The sequence below is a fragment of the Mucilaginibacter sp. genome, from assembly GCF_035492695.1.
Classification (GTDB): Bacteria; Bacteroidota; Bacteroidia; order Sphingobacteriales; family Sphingobacteriaceae; genus Mucilaginibacter.
Genome location: NZ_DATJJC010000015.1, coordinates 146,856 through 164,042 on the forward strand (window position 1 = coordinate 146,856; position 17,187 = coordinate 164,042).

A 17,187-nucleotide genomic window follows, 5' to 3' on the forward strand; every position below is an offset into this window, starting at 1 on the left:
GATTGCAACCATGAAAAAGTTCCTCTTACTGGCGTCAGCAGCCATTATGTCTCTTTACTCCTGCAAGCAGCAAAGCAGTGGCCCTACTGTTGCCGAATATTTTGCTCCTGCCGATTCCGGCGTGCAGGCAGGAGGTATCAAAATGATCAGCATTAAAACTCCAGTCGGCAATTTTAAAGTGTGGACCAAGCGTTTTGGTAATAACCCACGCATCAAAGTTTTATTACTGCATGGTGGCCCGGCCTTTACACACGAATATTTGGAGTGTTTCGAAAGCTTCTTCCCGAAAGAAGGCTTCGAAATGATCGAATACGATCAACTGGGATCCTATTATAGCGATCAGCCGCGCGACAGCAGCTTATGGACAACGCCCAGGTTTGTAGAGGAAGTGGAGCAGGTTCGGCAGACGCTGAAATTGGACAGCAGCAATTTTTATCTTTTCGGTAATTCGTGGGGCGGAATCCTGGCTATGGAATACGCCTTGAAATACCAGAAAAACCTGAAAGGGATGATCGTTTCCAACATGATGGCGAGTATCCCGGCCTATGAAAAATATAACCTGGTGCTACGAAGCCAGATGCGAAAAACGCTGGTTGATTCACTTATGAATTACGAGGCAAAGGGGATGTATAAGGATACCACTTACCAAAGGTTGATCTTCTCAGAATTTTACAATAAACATTTGTGCCGACTGCCCGAATGGCCGGAACCGGTGAACCGGGCGTTCAAGCACCTTAACGAAGAAATTTATGTGATGATGCAGGGGCCGAGTGAATTTAAAACTGGAGGGAGGCTGCTGCATTGGGATATCAGCAACCGGCTAAAGGAAATTACGGTGCCCACACTGATGGTTGGCGCCAAATACGATTCTATGGATCCAAAATACATGGAATGGATGAGCACCCAGGTGAAGAATGGCAAAAGCCTTTATTGCCCCAACGGTAGCCACCTTTGTTTTTGGGACGACCAAAAGGTGTTTATGGATGGGGTGATAAAATTTATTAAGGATGTGGATGAGGGAAAATAGTTATTTCCTGCATCAAATAGCCATCGCCTAATGTGCAGGTTCTAATAACGGCCTTGGATCGAATAATACTTTAAACCAGGCTATTTTGTGATGCTCGATATGGTACCAGCCACTGCTGAATATTTTTCGACCGCCCATATCAATATCGTACCAAAGACAAACGTCGTTCCCTTCCGCGAACGCTTTTTGTACATCATATTTCAACTTCATTTTCGCCATGTCGTTGAAATAAGCGTCGGCGCCGTTGCGGGTTCCCATTACGCCGATAAATTGGAGGTCGTCGTCGGTGTATTTGCGGGCGCCATCAAAATCTTCCTCATTGAGTGCTTTGATAAACGACAACACCGTCTGCTTTGAACTTGCTGTAGTTGGCATGGCTTAAGAGTTTTGGTGTTTCAATAAAACCATTGCGGAGAGTTATGGTTTTCAATTAAAACGCTAATCACCATTGTTTGTTGTGTCCCCAATAAAGCTTAAAGCGAAAGGATCAATGCAGAAAGCTCAATATAAACAAAGTCGCGCTGGAATATATGCCAGCGCGACTTTTGTTTATTACGAACAGCAAACCTTTAGCCTTTCGGCTTTTTGCTCTCAGCTCATTTACAGTTTACCGATCTCCTGTACCAGGTCGATCAGTTTATTGGAGTAACCCCATTCGTTATCGTACCATGATACTACTTTTACAAAGTTATCATTCAGTGCTATACCAGCTTTTGCATCGAAAATGGAAGTACGTACATCGCCTTTGAAGTCTTCAGATACAACTTCGTCTTCAGTGTAGCCTAAAATGCCCTTCATGTCTCCTTCAGATGCAGCCTTCATTGCTTTTTTCACATCATCGTATGATGCCGGAGTTTTCAGGCGTACGGTTAAGTCAACCACGGATACATCCGGAACAGGAACGCGGAATGACATACCTGTTAATTTACCTTTCAATTCAGGAAGAACCAAACCAACAGCTTTGGCCGCGCCGGTTGATGAAGGAATAATGTTCTGGTAAGCACCGCGGCCACCTCTCCAGTCTTTATGCGAAGGTCCGTCAACGGTTTTTTGAGTAGCCGTTACCGCATGGATCGTGCTCATCAAACCTTCCTCGATACCGAACTTATCGTTCAGTACTTTAGCGATGGGAGCAAGGCAATTGGTAGTACACGATGCGTTTGAAACGATCTTCTGATCTGCTTTCAATTGTTTATGATTAACACCCATAACAAAGGTAGGGGTATCGTCTTTTGCCGGAGCGCTCATAACAACTTTTTTTGCGCCTGCATCAATATGTTTTTGTGCGGTTTCCTGTGTCAGGAACAAGCCGGTCGATTCAATTACAACTTCGGCGCCAACTTCGTTCCATTTAAGGTTAGCAGGATCTTTTTCAGCAGTAACACGGATGGTTTTGCCGTTAACAACCAAATGGCCGCCTTCAACAGCGATGGTGCCTTTAAATTGTCCATGGGTCGAGTCATACTTCAGCATGTAAGCCATATAATCAGGCTCTACAAGATCATTGATACCAACAACCTCGATGTCAGGCCTTTCAATTGCGGCTCTGAAAGCAAGGCGTCCGATACGGCCAAAACCGTTAATTCCTATTTTCATGATTTTTTAATTTTTACTAGAATAATATGTTAACAGATTGTTTATAGGTTCTTTTACAATATTCCCGATAGTAATATTTGTACCCGAGGCGGCTTCAACCAAATAGTCCTGGAAATTAGCGGCTACAGAGCCGGTGAAATTTACCGTGGCTCCCGGGTGTTGTTTATGTAAAGGTAGCAAATAAGTGTGAATTAGCTTGGTGAAACCCGCAATTATGACGCTCTTTAGATAATTATCGTCCTTATTGTCGAGGTAAAACTCTGCAAATGAACTCAAAAACACAGCAGGTTGTTTTTGCCGATAAATCTTCTCCAGCAGGCTTCTGCGGTCCGGGTCGTACCGGTGTTCAAACTTTTTTCGTATGTTGGGAGGGAGGGTCTCATTCATAAAAGCCTTCAGCAATTGCCTGCCAAGCCAGTTACCCGAGCCCTCGTCCGCTAATATAAAACCGAGGCCGTAATTATTGGGCTTTACCCGACGCCCATCGTACCATGCTGCGTTTGAACCGCTGCCGCAAATGCAGATAATGCCCGGCCTGTTTTTACAACACGCTATAGCTGCGGCATCTATATCATGCTCGACGGTTACTTTTCCGAATTTAAAAAATTCTGAAAAGGCATTGTGAACGATATTTTTCAGGTCGTTGGAAAACGAGCCCGCACCGTAAAAGTAAATACGTTTGATCTCCTCGGCGTGGTGAATGAGATTGATGTTTTTGTTTAGCAGTGCAATTATTTGCTTTTCGTCGTTGAAATACGGATTAATGCCTCCCGTTTTGAATGAGGCTATTGTGCGGCCCCTGTCTGCAAGCCGCCAATCGGCATAATTCGATCCACTATAAACAACTGCGATCATTCAATCAGATTGATAGTATGTCGGCCATCTCCATCAAATCTTGCTCCAGTTTAAACTCGTGTTGGGTAAGCGCCTCTTCGAGAGTGGTAATTTTTATATTGTTTGCCTGCAGGCCTACCATTTTTTGCGTATGTCCGTTAAGCAGCGCCTTTACAGCCGCATATCCCAGACGGCTGCCCAATACACGGTCGAAAGCCGAAGGGCTTCCTCCGCGTTGCAAGTGGCCCAATATGGTTACTTTTATATCGTATACTTTTATTTCGTTCTGAACACGGCGGGCTATGTCATATACGCCTCCATTTTTATCGCCTTCGGCAACAATTACGATGCTCGACGATTTTTTATTATGCTGGCCGGCACGCAGGTTTTCTATCAGGTCGTCGATAGCGGTAGCCTTTTCGGGCAGTAAAATTGCTTCGGCACCGCAACAAACGCCAGCCCTTAGCGCGATGGCGCCTGAGTCGCGACCCATTACTTCGATAAAGAACAGCCGGTCGTGAGCATCAGCAGTGTCGCGTATCTTATCGATGGCCTCAACTACCGTATTCGTTGCAGTATCAAAGCCAAGCGTATACGTTGAGCCATAAAGGTCGTTATCAATAGTACCCGGTACCCCCATAACTTTGATGTCCGGGTATTTTTTTGAGAAGCGCAATGCTCCTGTAAAAGTGCCGTCGCCTCCTATTACTACAAGGGCGTCAATACCTTGCTCCTTTAAATTCTGGTACGCTGTTTCCATACCCTCGTCCGTACGGAAAGGCAGGCAACGGGCAGTTTTTAATATAGTTCCGCCTAAATTAAGTATGTTACTTACCGAACGGGGGTTCATATCGTACATGTCGTTTTCGATAAGTCCCTGGTAACCTTTGCGTATCCCTACAACATTCAGCCCACTGTATATACCTGTGCGTACAACGGCCCTTATACAAGGGTTCATACCGGGGGCGTCGCCGCCGGATGTTAGTACGCCAAGTTTTGAAATCTTTTGCATTTTTATTGCTGTTTTTCAGGTGCGAATATAGTGTGTGTAGATTACACCATTGAATTTTATTTTATTTTTTTTATATTCGGATTTTTAGAGCATATCTTTAGCCCGTAAACCTAAAATACAACACATATTGGAAGTAAAGTTACCAACATTTAATTCAGTATTCTCGATCGACTGTGTAATTTTTGGCTTTGAAGCAGGTGAGCTTAAGATATTACTGATCGAGAGGAACGAGGAGCCTTACAAGGATTGGCTTGCTTTGCCCGGATATATTGTTGAGCAGGACGAGAGTATCGACGACGCCGCCGAGCGTATATTGTATGAACTTACCGGGCTTCGCGACCTGCATATGCAGCAGTTTCATACTTTCGGAGAAGTAAACCGCCACCCGCAGGGACGGGTTATTACTGTAGCATACTATGCGCTGATCCGTATTAACGGGCAAAAGGACCTCCGGCCGATAACACAGTATGCCAGGAAAGCTTTCTGGCACCCGGTTAACGAACTGCCAAAACTGGCGTTTGACCATAGCGAGATATTCAAAACAGGCTTTAATAAGTTGCGCCGCAGGCTCAATTACCAACCCATCGCATTTGAGCTGCTGCCCGAGAAATTTACCCTGACGCAATTGCAGTCGCTTTATGAAGCTGTATTGAACAAAAAGCTTGATAAACGTAATTTCCGAAAAAAGATGCTTAGTTATGGATTTTTGAAGGAATTGGACGAGAAGCAAAAAGGGGTGTCATACCGTGCAGCCAAGCTTTACAAATTCGACCGACGCAAATATTCCAAAATATTTCAGAACGAACTGAACCTGGAAAATAAGGGGAAAGTTATTTAGTCCGACGCCAAAAATTAAAGGTCCTGAGTCTTAAGTTGGCTTTACAACCGACTTAGGACTCGGGACTTTTTTGACTTAAGACCAATTATAATTGACTTGGAGCCAGTTCCAAATGATATTTTACCAGGTTATCTATAGGCGACCGGATGATATTACCGATCACCATGCCGTTTTCGGTAACAACTTCTTCCAACACATTCCGGAAATTGTAACCTACCGAACCAATGCAATTAAAAGTGTATTTCTGATAATTTGGATAATGTCTTACCAGGTTGCGGAAAAAATCCTCGAATGACGTGCGTACAATATTTCGCGAATATTCTATATTGACAGGGTTATCGTACACAAACTTGCTGAAACTTGCGCAAAAGCGGTTAGCGCGGGGTTGGGTATAAACCTGCTCATTTACATCGTCAGGCGTAAGCTTAAATGTTTCCCAGAAAAGTTTACGCACTGCCTCGGGCATATAACCGCGCAGATAATCAACCAGTAATTTTTTACCTATGTAACATCCGCTACCCTCGTCGCCTAATATATAAGCACCGGAGTCGATATTGTGTGTTACTTCCCGGCCATTGTAAATACAGGTATTCGTTCCGGTACCAAGTATTGCAGCAAACCCTTCAGTTGTACCCAAAAGAGCCCTTGCAGCAGCAAGCAGGTCGTGTCCTATATAAACACGGGCTTTGGTGAATACAGCCTTCATAGCTTCCGCCACGATGTTCCGCATTTCATCAGTAGAGCAACCTGCGCCGTAATAGTTAACTTCGGTAATTTCACTCTTCTCCAGGTCAGTCGGTAGATTTTCCATCAGCGACTGGACAATATAAGCCGTACTTGAAAAATAGGGGTTGTAACCTTCGGTATTAAAATACACTTTTTTACCTTCTTCGGTAACCAGACACCAATTGGTTTTGGTGGAGCCACCGTCAGCAATTATGATCATAAATTAAGTTTATCTAAAAAATTGGTTAAAAGTATGATTTTACTAATTGTAAAAGAAACACTTTGTAATTTTAAAAATGCAATTATAATACAAATCTATATAATAAGCCGATTTTGCAAATATGCAGACCTTGTTAAGAGACGATAAGTTACAAAAAACAATCCAGGAAACGAATCTTTAACGCCCAAAAGAGGATATTATACAATCATTTTAATTATTTGTGCGGATTTCGCATCTTTGTGCCTGTAAAAAAATGGTCCCATAGCTCAGCTGGATAGAGCAACAGATTTCTAATCTGTCGGTCTCAGGTTCGAATCCTGATGGGATCACCGGAAGCAAGTCAATAAATGACTTGCTTTTTTTATAGTACGCTATCACCATTGCCTGTGCGGCAAAGGGACAGTTCATGAGACCTAAAGTCAATGCAGTTTTCTTCTCGTAAAACAACTCTAAAAAAAATCAAAAAAAAAAATCAAAAAAATTAAAACAATTGTAATTAAAGATTGTTAGCGTTAAAAGTATTTTTATGAAATATTGCAAAGCGATATGATACTAAATATTTTATGAATATGTTTTTTCGAGCTTTTGATCAAATTGTAACAACTATTTTACAATAAAAAAAGGGAAAATCGGATTTATTAGAAATACTCATTTTTTAATAATACTAAAAAATGCTAAGTATTTAATAATTTATAATTAAATTTTAATCATTTATTTGAAATTTTTTTATTATTTCAGAAACTTTTTTATATTTTTGCCGTAAACAACCCTGAATTAATTAAAGACTAAATGAATTTGAAATCCCGAAACAAGGAAACTTCAGAGAAAAATACGGCCAGGCGTCTGTTTTTGATGAATTTACAAGGCAGTACTATCATGTACTTGTTTAAAAAATGCCTTTCGAATCTTGACTATTTAATTAATCTTGAAAATATTTTAACTGACGCGTTATGCACAATCTCGCAATTGTGGATATGCGCTAATAATCGCCCAATGCCACAATATCAACCGGCGAGAGCTTGGGTAAATAAATTTTTATAAATTGCAACACCGTCGGGTAACTGGTCTTACTCTCGCAAATTAATGACCGGCTGCCGATATATAATACAGTACTAACTAACTAACAGATTTTTTAACCCTTGTTGCCTCAAAGATTGTAAGGAATAGGCAACAAAACTACCTGATTTATTTAAATACTATGAAAAGAATTACAGCACTCTTGGGATGTTTCTGCCTGCTCATTTTGTTCTCGTGCAAAAAAGACGCCGTAACCCCGACCACCGATTTCTCTAAGTCGGCATCTAATTCACTGGCGGTAACTACTGTCAATGGTGTCCAGGTCAATTCAGACACTATTCCTCCTTCAAATGCAGTCGATGTAAAAACCTATGGCGCTAAAGGCGATGGTTATACCGACGACACCAAAGCTATTCAGGCCGCTATCAATGCCCAAACAACAATTGTGTTAAAGAAAGGCACGTACATCATTAATTCAACGCTCACTTTGCGCTCTGGTGTTAAGATATATGGCACGGGTGGCGCAGCAATTAAGGCAGGGAATTCGATGTCAGGTTACTTGCTTAGTCGTGCCTGGTATTTCTCCGCAATTGGAATTAACAGAGCATACGTTACAAACATTAATTTCATAACGTCAGACAAGGCATTTAGTCTTGGGTCATGGGCCAATGCTTGCATTTATATAAAGGATAGCCAGTATCTGTCAATACAATATAACAAGTTCAGTTTCAAATGCCCTTATCAGCCTATTGGCATTGAGGCAGTGTGGGTGACGGGCACCGGATCATTACAGAATTACATTTACCGAAACACTTGTAACACTGTTGGTATTACCTATGCGGAGGCGGGCGCAAATAAAACTATTTGCATGAGTAATGTACTTAATTCTCCGCACTCAAACGGATTTGCCTCATACGGCAATGTTTCTACCTATGGTAAAGATAACCAGGTCTTGTATAATATAATTAACAAATCGGGAAGCAATGGTATTGTGGATTACGGAAATATAGACGGCACTGTAATAACAGGAAATACGATAAACGGTTCAGGTAAGAGTCCAAGTGAGGCTATTTATGGCGAAGGTATTCAAGCGGTAGCTGTAAATACGACAGTTTCCTATAATACTATTTACGATGCGCAGGCCGAATATATAGAAGTTGCAGCCAACAATAAGGTAATTCAATACAATACCATAGTTGACTATGCATTGAAAGCCGAAGGCATTGTGGTTAACACAACACCTAATAATTTTCAGGGAGCAGCTACCCGGTATACTTCAGTAATCGATCATAATAATATTACGGGTTGTTTGAATGCGATAGTGGTGTTTGGCGCCTATACCCCAAGTGTTAGTATGACTAACAATACAATAAATAATCCTAAGGCAACTGGTATTGACATTATTGCAAATACCTCCACGTACTCGTTAACTGCATCGGGTAACGTGTTTAATATGACAACCCCAAGTTTGGGCGTACGAAAAGCTGTTGTAACTTATGTGCCAACTAAAACCAATACTCAAAAACTCACACTGGCCAATAATACTTTCAATTATGGCACTGGTGCTAATGGCGGGGCAGGCAAGGAGTTGGCAATATCCACTTGTACTAATTACGTAACATTGAGTGGTAATGTTGTTAATGGTAATTCAGTAAAAAGTAGCGCAGGCGCAGAAGTTGTTGCCATGGATAACGCCGGCATAACCTATACAGGTTATACATTTATAAACAATAAATTTAACAATTGCTTGTATTGGCTAACAGGATTTTTGACTATTCTTAAATCAGGAAATAATTTTTAAGCTAAGCAATTTATAAGTAAAAAGCCCTGTAGCAGTAAAGTGCTTCGGGGCTTTTTTTTAATAAGTGAAATTAACGAGCACTTATAATATGGTCAAGCGGTACGATGTATATGGAAACCGTCCTGTCCCTCTTTAATTTTTCATTACTGCTATAGGTTTTTCCGCCTGAAGTAACAAAAAAAGAATTAATACTGGCGTCAAATTTAGATTCGGTATATTTTCTGTTTTCGATAAGGGTTAAAGTTGCCGATTTTATATAATATAAATTTTTCTTTTCTTCTGCCGGAATATCTGCAATGGCCGATTTTATTGCATCTACATCTATCAGACTATCGGGCACAGTCGAAATGGCTACGTCCTGGATGTTCAGTTCCATTATCTCGTCGCGGTTAACGTTAAGGCCGCCTATAAGATAAGACCCGTTAAAACTTGTAGTAGAGTTGACCTTTGCGCTATAAAGTACCCCATCGTTTATTGATGTTACTACCGGGGGTTTGCTGTTTTTGGTTATAGCCCTTAGTGTTCTCATTTGATAAGTAGTATCGGTTGGATTAAAGGTGACGATGTTGCCAGGGATCATAAACAGATCATAGCTGATGCTTGAGACATCATTCATGAATTTTCGTTGCTTATATGATCTTGGCAACTCTTCCACAATTGTTTGCGGGATGTCTTTTTTTGACATAGCTTCATTACTATTCAGGTTAAAACCATTTAATGCAACAGCGCCGGCCCCGGCGGTGCCATTGCCGTCACCTGTTCCGGTCCCGCCGGCGCTAAAGTCGGCGTTATCTTTTTTACCCTTATTCACCGAGAACTTTGGCCCGTCAATAAGCTTTATTTCATTTTGATGGCACGAATAGAATACAAATAATGCCGGAATTATGACAAGATATGGTTTTTTCATGGTTGCAATTTTTGTTTATAAGATGCATCGTTCACAGGAAAGTTTAATCCCTTATAAAAATATTAAATTTTGACAGATATAATATTATAGCTGTTCGCAGTAAAATGTCGTTACCCTTTGACGACATCTGTTATGCTTTGGCCATTATTGATTTGATTTCAAGAATCATACCATCAGGATGGATCGGTTAGAATTTCTATTTGTTAACTAGTATGTATGCTGTTGAAAAAAGATGGGCGCGTTTTTTGCATATTATAGACTGTAAGTGCTTCTTTTACAATAGCTTAATTATTAATAATAAATATTAACCATTGTGAAAAAATGCCTTGCATTTATTGAATGGTGGGATAGATGGGGAATAAAACATGTGGATTTTTTTACCAACTGGCTGCATAAGATATTGAAATTAAGAGATATAGCGCAAATTATTGAAAAGGATAATTCAGATTGGTGTTTTTATTGAAGTATAATTAATTTATAGAACAAATAACCACAACAAAATAATAGGTTCTATTACGAAGCTAGCATTGTCACAAACCGTATAAGAAATAGTATTAATATAGATCATCTCAAGACAAAACACACAAAAGTATTGCTATGCACTACATTATGAAGAACTGCGATTAACCTATTGAAACCATAATGTTAGATACAATTAAAAAGGCAAGATGGACGAATGCAGACATACAAAAAAGCCGGAGAATTTGTTGCAAATCCCCCTTTTGTTTAGTATATTTATTATATAAAATGCTCAATTACAGATATTTAATTCTGGATATATAAACGTTAATCGTAGAGAAATTTATGCTCATTAATAATAAAATAGTCGAGCATTGACCGACATACCACTAATTAAATTAAACTATAAAAAGTACCCAAACGATAAACAAAATGGAAACAATTAAAAAACCATTCTTCGGCCGTGGCGTGAAAATAATATCGGCGCTTATTCTTACAGCCTTAGTGTCAGCGCTGAATAGCTATGCCGACGATACCGCAACCCTGCAGGCGAAATTGACTGCCGGGAACCTTACATTAACGGCTGGTGCTACCTATAACGTTACCGGGCTAACAGTTACCCATGCGCTGAATATGAATGGCGCAACCATTAACATGACCGCAACCTCGGGCGCAGGGATAAGGATTAGCGCTGCAGGTGCGAGCGTAACAAACGGTACCGTTAAAGGAACATGGGATTACACGACCGCGGGAAGCGCCAACGGTGTTATAGGTATGCGGATACTGGCAGATAACTGTACCATCACTAATGTGCATGTAACTCAATTCGCAGGTTATGGTATATTAGTTGGAGCTTTTAACAAACCGACTGTTACCGGATGTACCCTCGACAAAATAGGCTATATCGCTTTTTATTTTGATGCCGAAACAGCTGTTACAACCGGCGGTATATTCGACAAGAATGTTGTTGACAGGAGCATGCTTTCGCCCTCAACCGTTCAGCAAATAGCGGTAGGTATCAGAGGGAGTACAAATAATCCTGCTATTACTACCTCAGGATGGGACATTAGCAACAATACCATTAAAATGCCTGTTAATCCTGCAAACTGGGCGGCAGAATGCGTCGAGATAAGGTATTGTAATAATAGCACAATGCACAAAAATACTATTATTGGTGGCAGCATAGGTATTAGTATTGTGCGGTCATCGGGTACTTTAGCAACCGTCAATTCATTTAGCAATGCGCAATTGGAGGCACTTGAATTTGCTGACTGTACAGGGTGCCGTTCGAAAGGAAATATTATAACAAGCTCATCTGGGGTGGGCATACTGATCGATGGCGCCAATGGATGTAACGGAATAGAATGTTTAAACGATGTCATTTCTGGCTGCGCAGAGGAATGTATCCACTCTTATAACAGCAGTCAAAATATCAAGATCACCGGCTGTACACTCACTACCACAACCAAAGCGGTTAACCTGCAGGGAACAAATATCGTGACAATTTCAAATACAACATTTAAAGGGAACGGTGTTGCAACACTTGCCATTATGCTGGACAGCTGCCCCGGGAATTTGATTTTAAGCGGAGGCACAGTGGCAAACTTTACCAAATGTGCTATAGCAATATCCAATACAAAAGCAGGCTTGGTTACCAACAATGTGCAAATGTCGGGAGTCATCCTTACCAGTACTCCAAGCGGAGTAGCATCTTATACACAAAATGGCGCTTCAATAGGTAGTAATATAGTAGTTCAATAATTTTAACAGAGCCATAAAAAAATAATCCCGAAGAACGGCCGGTATAATTCACCGGCCATTTTTGTTTTGTGGTTTTTAAAGTTTATTAAAAGATACTATATTGTAAAGCCAATTTTAAACTGCGATCGGTTGCATTCGCTTTTGTTATCATATGAAAGTCTACAAACTTATTGAGGGTATTATTCTGCAACACGGGTCGGAAGGCTATATGCTGGATGATGACTGGGATGAACTTATCAACCGCGACGGCCTTTATCAGTATCTTATAGAAAGAATAGCCTTGTCGAAGAGTGCGATAGGTGAAAATGCTTTGCGGTTAATAGAGGAAAGCTTGCTTCCGCCGATAGGCAAACAGGAAGTTTGGGCAGCGGGTGTTACTTATTTGCGCAGCCGTGAGGCGCGGATGGAAGAGTCTGCAGATTCGGGCGCTGCCGACCTTTACGATAAAGTATATGAGGCCGACCGGCCTGAATTGTTTTTTAAATCGATGCCTCACCGTGTTGCAGGGCATAACCAGCAGTTATATATCCGCCGCGACTCATCGTGGAATGTGCCTGAGCCTGAATTGACACTGTTTATCAACTCGAAAGGAAGTATAGAGGGATATACAGTGGGCAACGATATGAGTTCACGAAGTATTGAAGGCGAAAATGCGCTATACCTGCCGCAAGCGAAAATATTTGAGCGAAGCGCCGCGCTGGGGCCATGTCTTTACGTACCGGAAGAGCAGATACAGCGCGATACAACAATAAGGATGAGTATTTATAGGAATAATCAGCAGGTTTATAGTGACGAGACCAGTATCAGCAGGATGAAGCGGTCATTACCCGAATTGGCGGACTATCTGTTCCGGGAATGCGATTTTACGCAGGGTTGTTACCTGATGACCGGTACCTGCCTGGTGCCGCCTAACGATTTCACGCTCCGGCCCGGCGACGTAATATCGATTGGGATAACTGGCATTGGGGAGTTGGTCAATACTGTTAGCTACAAACCATGAAATCAAATTTTGATATATGAAAAAACAGATCACCATCTTTTCGCTGCTCATAATGATAGTGGCAGTGGCAGGCGCCCAGCAAAAATTTAACGGCCTTGATATGAACATGGGGAACATCTATCGCATGTCGGATGCGAAGACCCGTTCTATAAGCCCCGAGAATTTTAACGGAGAAAAAGGCAAAGGCGGTATGGCCACTACGGGTACAGGCGCCAACGCTGCCCGCGACCTGGGGCAGAAATGGAAAGTAAGCCCAAGTGTGGTGATCAGGAAGAAAACAACTTATACAATAGCGGAAATAGACGGGCCTGGCGTTATACAACACATCTGGATGACGCCAACAGGTAACTGGCGATACTCTATTATCCGTTTTTACTGGGATGACGAGACAACACCATCGGTTGAAGTACCCGTTGGCGATTTTTTCTGCATGGGCTGGGGTAAATATGCACCGGTTACATCACTTGCCGTAGTGGTAAACCCAGGCAGCGGCCTTAATTGTTACTGGCCCATGCCTTTTCATAAAAAGTGCCGCATAACGATGGAAAATATTGATGATAGGGATATGGTACTGTATTACCAGGTCGATTATGCGCTTACAGATGTTCCTAAAGATGCAGGGTATTTGCACGCTCAGTTTCGCAGGGTGAACCCCTTGCCTTTTAAAAAGGATTATGTACTGGTGGATAGTATTAAGGGTAAAGGGCAATATGTGGGCACCTACATGGCTTATGGCTCGAACAAGAACGGTTGGTGGGGTGAAGGCGAGATCAAGTTTTTTATGGACGGCGACACCGAATTCCCTACTATAGCTGGCACAGGAACTGAGGACTATTTTAACGGCGCATACGATTTTGATAGCGAGAAAAAAAATACCGCAGGGGTTGAAGAAAGTAACTATACGGAGTTTAGCGGGCCATATACCGGTCTGCCGCAAGTATTAAGAGGTGACGGCCATTATAATATTGCCCAGCGTTTTGGTTTATATCGGTGGCATATCATGGATCCTATCCGCTTTGATAAAGACCTGAAAGTAACTATACAGGACCTTGGTTGGCACAACGACGGGCGATACATGCCTTTGCAGGATGATATCGCTTCTACCGTATTCTGGTACCAGGCGGAACCGCATGCACCGTTTCCTAAGCTGCCTGCAAAAGATCAATTGGAAGTAAACTAATATCGCCATGCAGCTTAAAGTAAAATATCTTTTCCTGGCCGGTGCAGTGATGGCGTTTTCTTGTAAACTGGGTAAGCAGAAACCATCTGTTGATGATCTTAAAAAAGGCTCATTTGGCTACGATCTAGCCTTCCTGCAACAGAAGGACAGCGTTATTGTGCTTGAAAGCGGTGATGGTGCTGCGAAAGTTATCATTTCGCCGAAATACCAGGGAAAAGTATTTACCTCTACAGCAGAGGGGGACACCGGGAAAAGTTTTGGCTGGATAAATTATAAAGCTTTTAACACCAAAACCGACCCTCACATGAACGCATATGGGGGAGAGGACCGCCTTTGGCTGGGGCCGGAAGGAAGCAAGTTTGCCTTGTTTTTTAAACCGGGAGCAAAAATGGAATTTGCTAACTGGCATACGCCTGCAGCGTTCGACCATGAAAGTTGGAACCTGGTAAGCAAAGGCGATAAACAAGTGTTGTTAAGCAAAGATATGCAAGTGCAGAACTATGCAGGTACTAACCTTAAATTACGTGTCGAGCGCAATATCACCCTCCTGGACGGTGCAGATATTCAAAAAGCGCTGGACGTGCAGCCCGGCAGTGCGGTAAAGGTTGTAGGAGTTAAAACCGACAATACGATCATTAATACAGGTAACATAGCCTGGACAAGCCAAACCGGTGCGCCATGCCTTTGGAACCTAGATATGTTTAACCCGTCGCCGGGCGTAGTTATCGTTATTCCTTATAGGGAGAATGAGTCGGGTAAAGTTGCCACAACAGACTACTTTGGCCAAATTCCGCCTGATAGGGTAACTTATAAGAATGGTCACTTGTTTTTTAAAGCCGACGGTAAATCGCGGGGTAAGCTTGGCATGCCAGCATCACGAACCAAAGCCATTGCCGGCAGCTATGATGCTATTAATAATGTGCTTACAATAGCAGTATTCGATGTGGACAGTAAGGCCACTTATCTAAACCAGGAATGGACACCGGATAAAGATCCGATGATTGGGGACGCTGTAAATTCCTACAATGACGGACCGCTGGCTGATGGCACGCAGATGGGGCCATTTTACGAGATTGAGAGCGTTTCTCCGGGAGCATTCCTGAAACCAGGTGGGAAGCTTAGTCACCAGCATAGCATATTTCATTTTACAGGCGACAGATCAGCGCTCGATAAAATAGCTCTAAAGACGCTGGGGGTATCGTTGGACGATATTCAATCGGCTTTTAAATAAAAAAAACGCCAGGGTCTGCCTGGCGTAAAAAAACTATAATATAATCACTCGCTTGGATTCTGTTAATGTCAGGCGTACCCATGCCCGCAGATGCTGTTCAGCATTTGCTTTGATAATGGCTTGCTGATAAAAGAGTTTACACAGGCATATTTAATAGATCGTTCCTTATCCGATTCGCGGACGGATGATGTCATTACATATAATTCGATATTTTTCTTCAGGTGATTTTTTAACCGCTCAAATTTTTCAAGAAAATCCCATCCGCTAAAATCCGGCATGGTCAGGTCAAGAAATATCACGTCGGGTAAACGATTGCTTTCCGACTGGTGTTCCTCCATATATTCAATGATCATGCTGCCATCAAAAGTGTAAGTGGCTTGCTGGCACAGGTCATTATTATACAACATTGTCCGCATAATATAATGATCAATGGGGTTATCGTCAATTAAAACAACTTTGCACATGATGATGATCTTTAATAGGTTAGTAGTTTTGGGTTGATAGCGTGACGTATTAATTTATACGCAAAGGCTATACCAATATGCAAGTGAACCTATTGATGATATTATCGTATACAACAGGTATTGATAATATATTTTTATAACCAATGCACCCGCAAATTACCGCCGTTATAAATAAGGCCAGTGTATACGCACAGGCGCCGAACGACATTGCCCAAAACAATGCAGAGAAGGTTCTAAACTACATAGATGACCTGAACCTGGAGAAAAATATACGTTTCAGGCCCACGTTATCGGGCAGCCTTTTTATGGCCTGGAACATAGGCGACTGGGAGTATGATATGGAATGTGTAAAAAACGGCTATATTATTTTTTCGTTTACAAAAGGCGGGTACGAAAAGGCAAGTGGCTGCGCCCTGTTTGATGAATTTATTCCACAATTTGAGAAATATTTGCTAATGCTGTAATTACACAGCTTTCAGCAAATGGCGTGGGTCCTGGCTGCTGATATGCATGTCGGGATAGCCGATATGCTCGGCATACCACTGTAATGCCGATGCCACCAAAGGCCTTAAATAGTCCTTAATATTCACCGTTTCGAAAACAATAAGGCCTTCATTGTATTTGCTGTAGAACTGGAGTTCGGTAGGATTCGGCTCAAAAGCCTCCTCAAGCCTGCGAATACTGATACGTAACATGGATTTGACATCACGGATCATATCACCGGCTTCGGTTTGGATAATATAAAAATTAGTGGGCAGCATTTATAATTGATTTCTTATTAACACTTGTCAAAAAATGTACCATATTAGGCTGGGTTTATTAACAGACAAGCAGTCGCGGACTTTTATATGTTGAAAACTATAAATACCTGTGCCAAAGGTTTTCATGTTGATTAACTAAAGGCGATGGCGACCTGATAGGTATCATCTTTTTGCCAGCAGCCGTTCACTGGTAGCAATAGACGTTTTTATTGTGGGGCGGGGAGAAAAATATTTAAGTCAGGTCAGCGGTTGATGGGGGAGCCGTTGCGCCGATCATTTCGGCTTGCTCGGAAATATGCGTTTAATATTTGGAAATCTGAGGTTTAAATATTATGTTTAATATATAATTACCA

At 41.8% G+C, this 17,187-nt stretch carries 16 protein-coding genes and 1 tRNA gene; 9 read left to right on the plus strand and 8 right to left on the minus strand.

All coding sequences use genetic code 11. The features are described 5' to 3' along the window. The first annotated feature begins 10 nt into the window (after positions 1 to 10). Positions 11 to 1,027, plus strand: coding sequence for a proline iminopeptidase-family hydrolase (locus VL525_RS10465; RefSeq protein ID WP_325386168.1), 1,017 nt, complete (start codon positions 11 to 13; stop codon positions 1,025 to 1,027). A gap of 27 nt (positions 1,028 to 1,054) precedes the next feature. Here the strand turns inward: VL525_RS10465 and VL525_RS10470 are convergent, their stop codons facing one another. The 4 genes from VL525_RS10470 to pfkA form a co-directional block, all read right to left on the minus strand. Continuing rightward, positions 1,055 to 1,402 (minus strand): nuclear transport factor 2 family protein, encoded by a 348-nt coding sequence (locus VL525_RS10470; RefSeq protein WP_325386170.1) that lies wholly within the window; start codon positions 1,400 to 1,402, stop codon positions 1,055 to 1,057. Between the two features lie 225 nt (positions 1,403 to 1,627). After that, the gene (gap, locus tag VL525_RS10475) at positions 1,628 to 2,623 is read right to left on the minus strand and encodes a type I glyceraldehyde-3-phosphate dehydrogenase (RefSeq protein WP_325386172.1); all 996 of its coding nucleotides are present in this window, start codon (positions 2,621 to 2,623) and stop codon (positions 1,628 to 1,630) included. A gap of 6 nt (positions 2,624 to 2,629) precedes the next feature. After that, complete coding sequence (locus VL525_RS10480) at positions 2,630 to 3,478, minus strand: BadF/BadG/BcrA/BcrD ATPase family protein (RefSeq protein WP_325386174.1); 849 nt, start codon at positions 3,476 to 3,478, stop codon at positions 2,630 to 2,632. Positions 3,479 to 3,482: 4 nt separating this feature from the next. Next, on the minus strand, positions 3,483 to 4,469 hold the full coding sequence (gene pfkA / locus VL525_RS10485) for a 6-phosphofructokinase (protein ID WP_325386176.1): 987 nt from the start codon (positions 4,467 to 4,469) through the stop codon (positions 3,483 to 3,485). A gap of 127 nt (positions 4,470 to 4,596) precedes the next feature. On the opposite strand from pfkA, the gene VL525_RS10490 reads away from it, so the two are divergent. Next, on the plus strand, positions 4,597 to 5,307 hold the full coding sequence (locus tag VL525_RS10490) for an NUDIX hydrolase (RefSeq protein ID WP_325386178.1): 711 nt from the start codon (positions 4,597 to 4,599) through the stop codon (positions 5,305 to 5,307). 85 nt (positions 5,308 to 5,392) lie between these two features. Here VL525_RS10490 and VL525_RS10495 read toward each other — a convergent pair whose 3' ends face one another. Continuing rightward, entirely contained in the window at positions 5,393 to 6,253 is an 861-nt protein-coding gene (locus tag VL525_RS10495) for an N-acetylglucosamine kinase (RefSeq protein WP_325386180.1), read from the minus strand. Positions 6,254 to 6,508: 255 nt separating this feature from the next. On the opposite strand from VL525_RS10495, the gene VL525_RS10500 reads away from it, so the two are divergent. Together VL525_RS10500 and VL525_RS10505 are read left to right on the plus strand one after the other, a co-directional pair. Further along, positions 6,509 to 6,582 (plus strand) — tRNA-Arg (locus VL525_RS10500). 869 nt (positions 6,583 to 7,451) lie between these two features. Next, on the plus strand, positions 7,452 to 9,071 hold the full coding sequence (locus tag VL525_RS10505) for a glycosyl hydrolase family 28-related protein (RefSeq protein WP_325386182.1): 1,620 nt from the start codon (positions 7,452 to 7,454) through the stop codon (positions 9,069 to 9,071). 70 nt (positions 9,072 to 9,141) lie between these two features. On the opposite strand, the gene VL525_RS10510 is transcribed toward VL525_RS10505, so the two are convergent. After that, on the minus strand, positions 9,142 to 9,978 hold the full coding sequence (locus tag VL525_RS10510; RefSeq protein WP_325386184.1) for a hypothetical protein: 837 nt from the start codon (positions 9,976 to 9,978) through the stop codon (positions 9,142 to 9,144). An 891-nt stretch (positions 9,979 to 10,869) separates the two neighbouring features. On the opposite strand from VL525_RS10510, the gene VL525_RS10515 reads away from it, so the two are divergent. From VL525_RS10515 to VL525_RS10530, 4 genes are all read left to right on the plus strand, one after another. Next, a complete protein-coding gene (locus VL525_RS10515; RefSeq protein WP_325386186.1) occupies positions 10,870 to 12,198 on the plus strand; it encodes a right-handed parallel beta-helix repeat-containing protein in 1,329 nt (442 codons plus the stop codon). A 151-nt stretch (positions 12,199 to 12,349) separates the two neighbouring features. Next, on the plus strand, positions 12,350 to 13,198 hold the full coding sequence (locus VL525_RS10520) for a fumarylacetoacetate hydrolase family protein (RefSeq protein ID WP_325386188.1): 849 nt from the start codon (positions 12,350 to 12,352) through the stop codon (positions 13,196 to 13,198). Between the two features lie 16 nt (positions 13,199 to 13,214). Then, positions 13,215 to 14,378 (plus strand): glycoside hydrolase family 172 protein, encoded by a 1,164-nt coding sequence (locus VL525_RS10525; RefSeq protein ID WP_325386189.1) that lies wholly within the window; start codon positions 13,215 to 13,217, stop codon positions 14,376 to 14,378. Between the two features lie 7 nt (positions 14,379 to 14,385). Next, on the plus strand, positions 14,386 to 15,609 hold the full coding sequence (locus tag VL525_RS10530; protein ID WP_325386191.1) for an SH3-like domain-containing protein: 1,224 nt from the start codon (positions 14,386 to 14,388) through the stop codon (positions 15,607 to 15,609). Between the two features lie 68 nt (positions 15,610 to 15,677). Here VL525_RS10530 and VL525_RS10535 read toward each other — a convergent pair whose 3' ends face one another. Then, on the minus strand, positions 15,678 to 16,073 hold the full coding sequence (locus tag VL525_RS10535; protein ID WP_325386193.1) for a response regulator: 396 nt from the start codon (positions 16,071 to 16,073) through the stop codon (positions 15,678 to 15,680). 143 nt (positions 16,074 to 16,216) lie between these two features. Here VL525_RS10535 and VL525_RS10540 point away from each other — a divergent pair, with 143 nt between their 5' ends. After that, positions 16,217 to 16,537: a hypothetical protein gene (locus VL525_RS10540; RefSeq protein ID WP_325386195.1), complete on the plus strand. Its 321-nt coding sequence runs from the start codon at positions 16,217 to 16,219 to the stop codon at positions 16,535 to 16,537. On the opposite strand, the gene VL525_RS10545 is transcribed toward VL525_RS10540, so the two are convergent. Further along, complete coding sequence (locus VL525_RS10545) at positions 16,538 to 16,834, minus strand: hypothetical protein (protein WP_325386197.1); 297 nt, start codon at positions 16,832 to 16,834, stop codon at positions 16,538 to 16,540. Between the last annotated feature and the right edge of the window lie 353 nt (positions 16,835 to 17,187).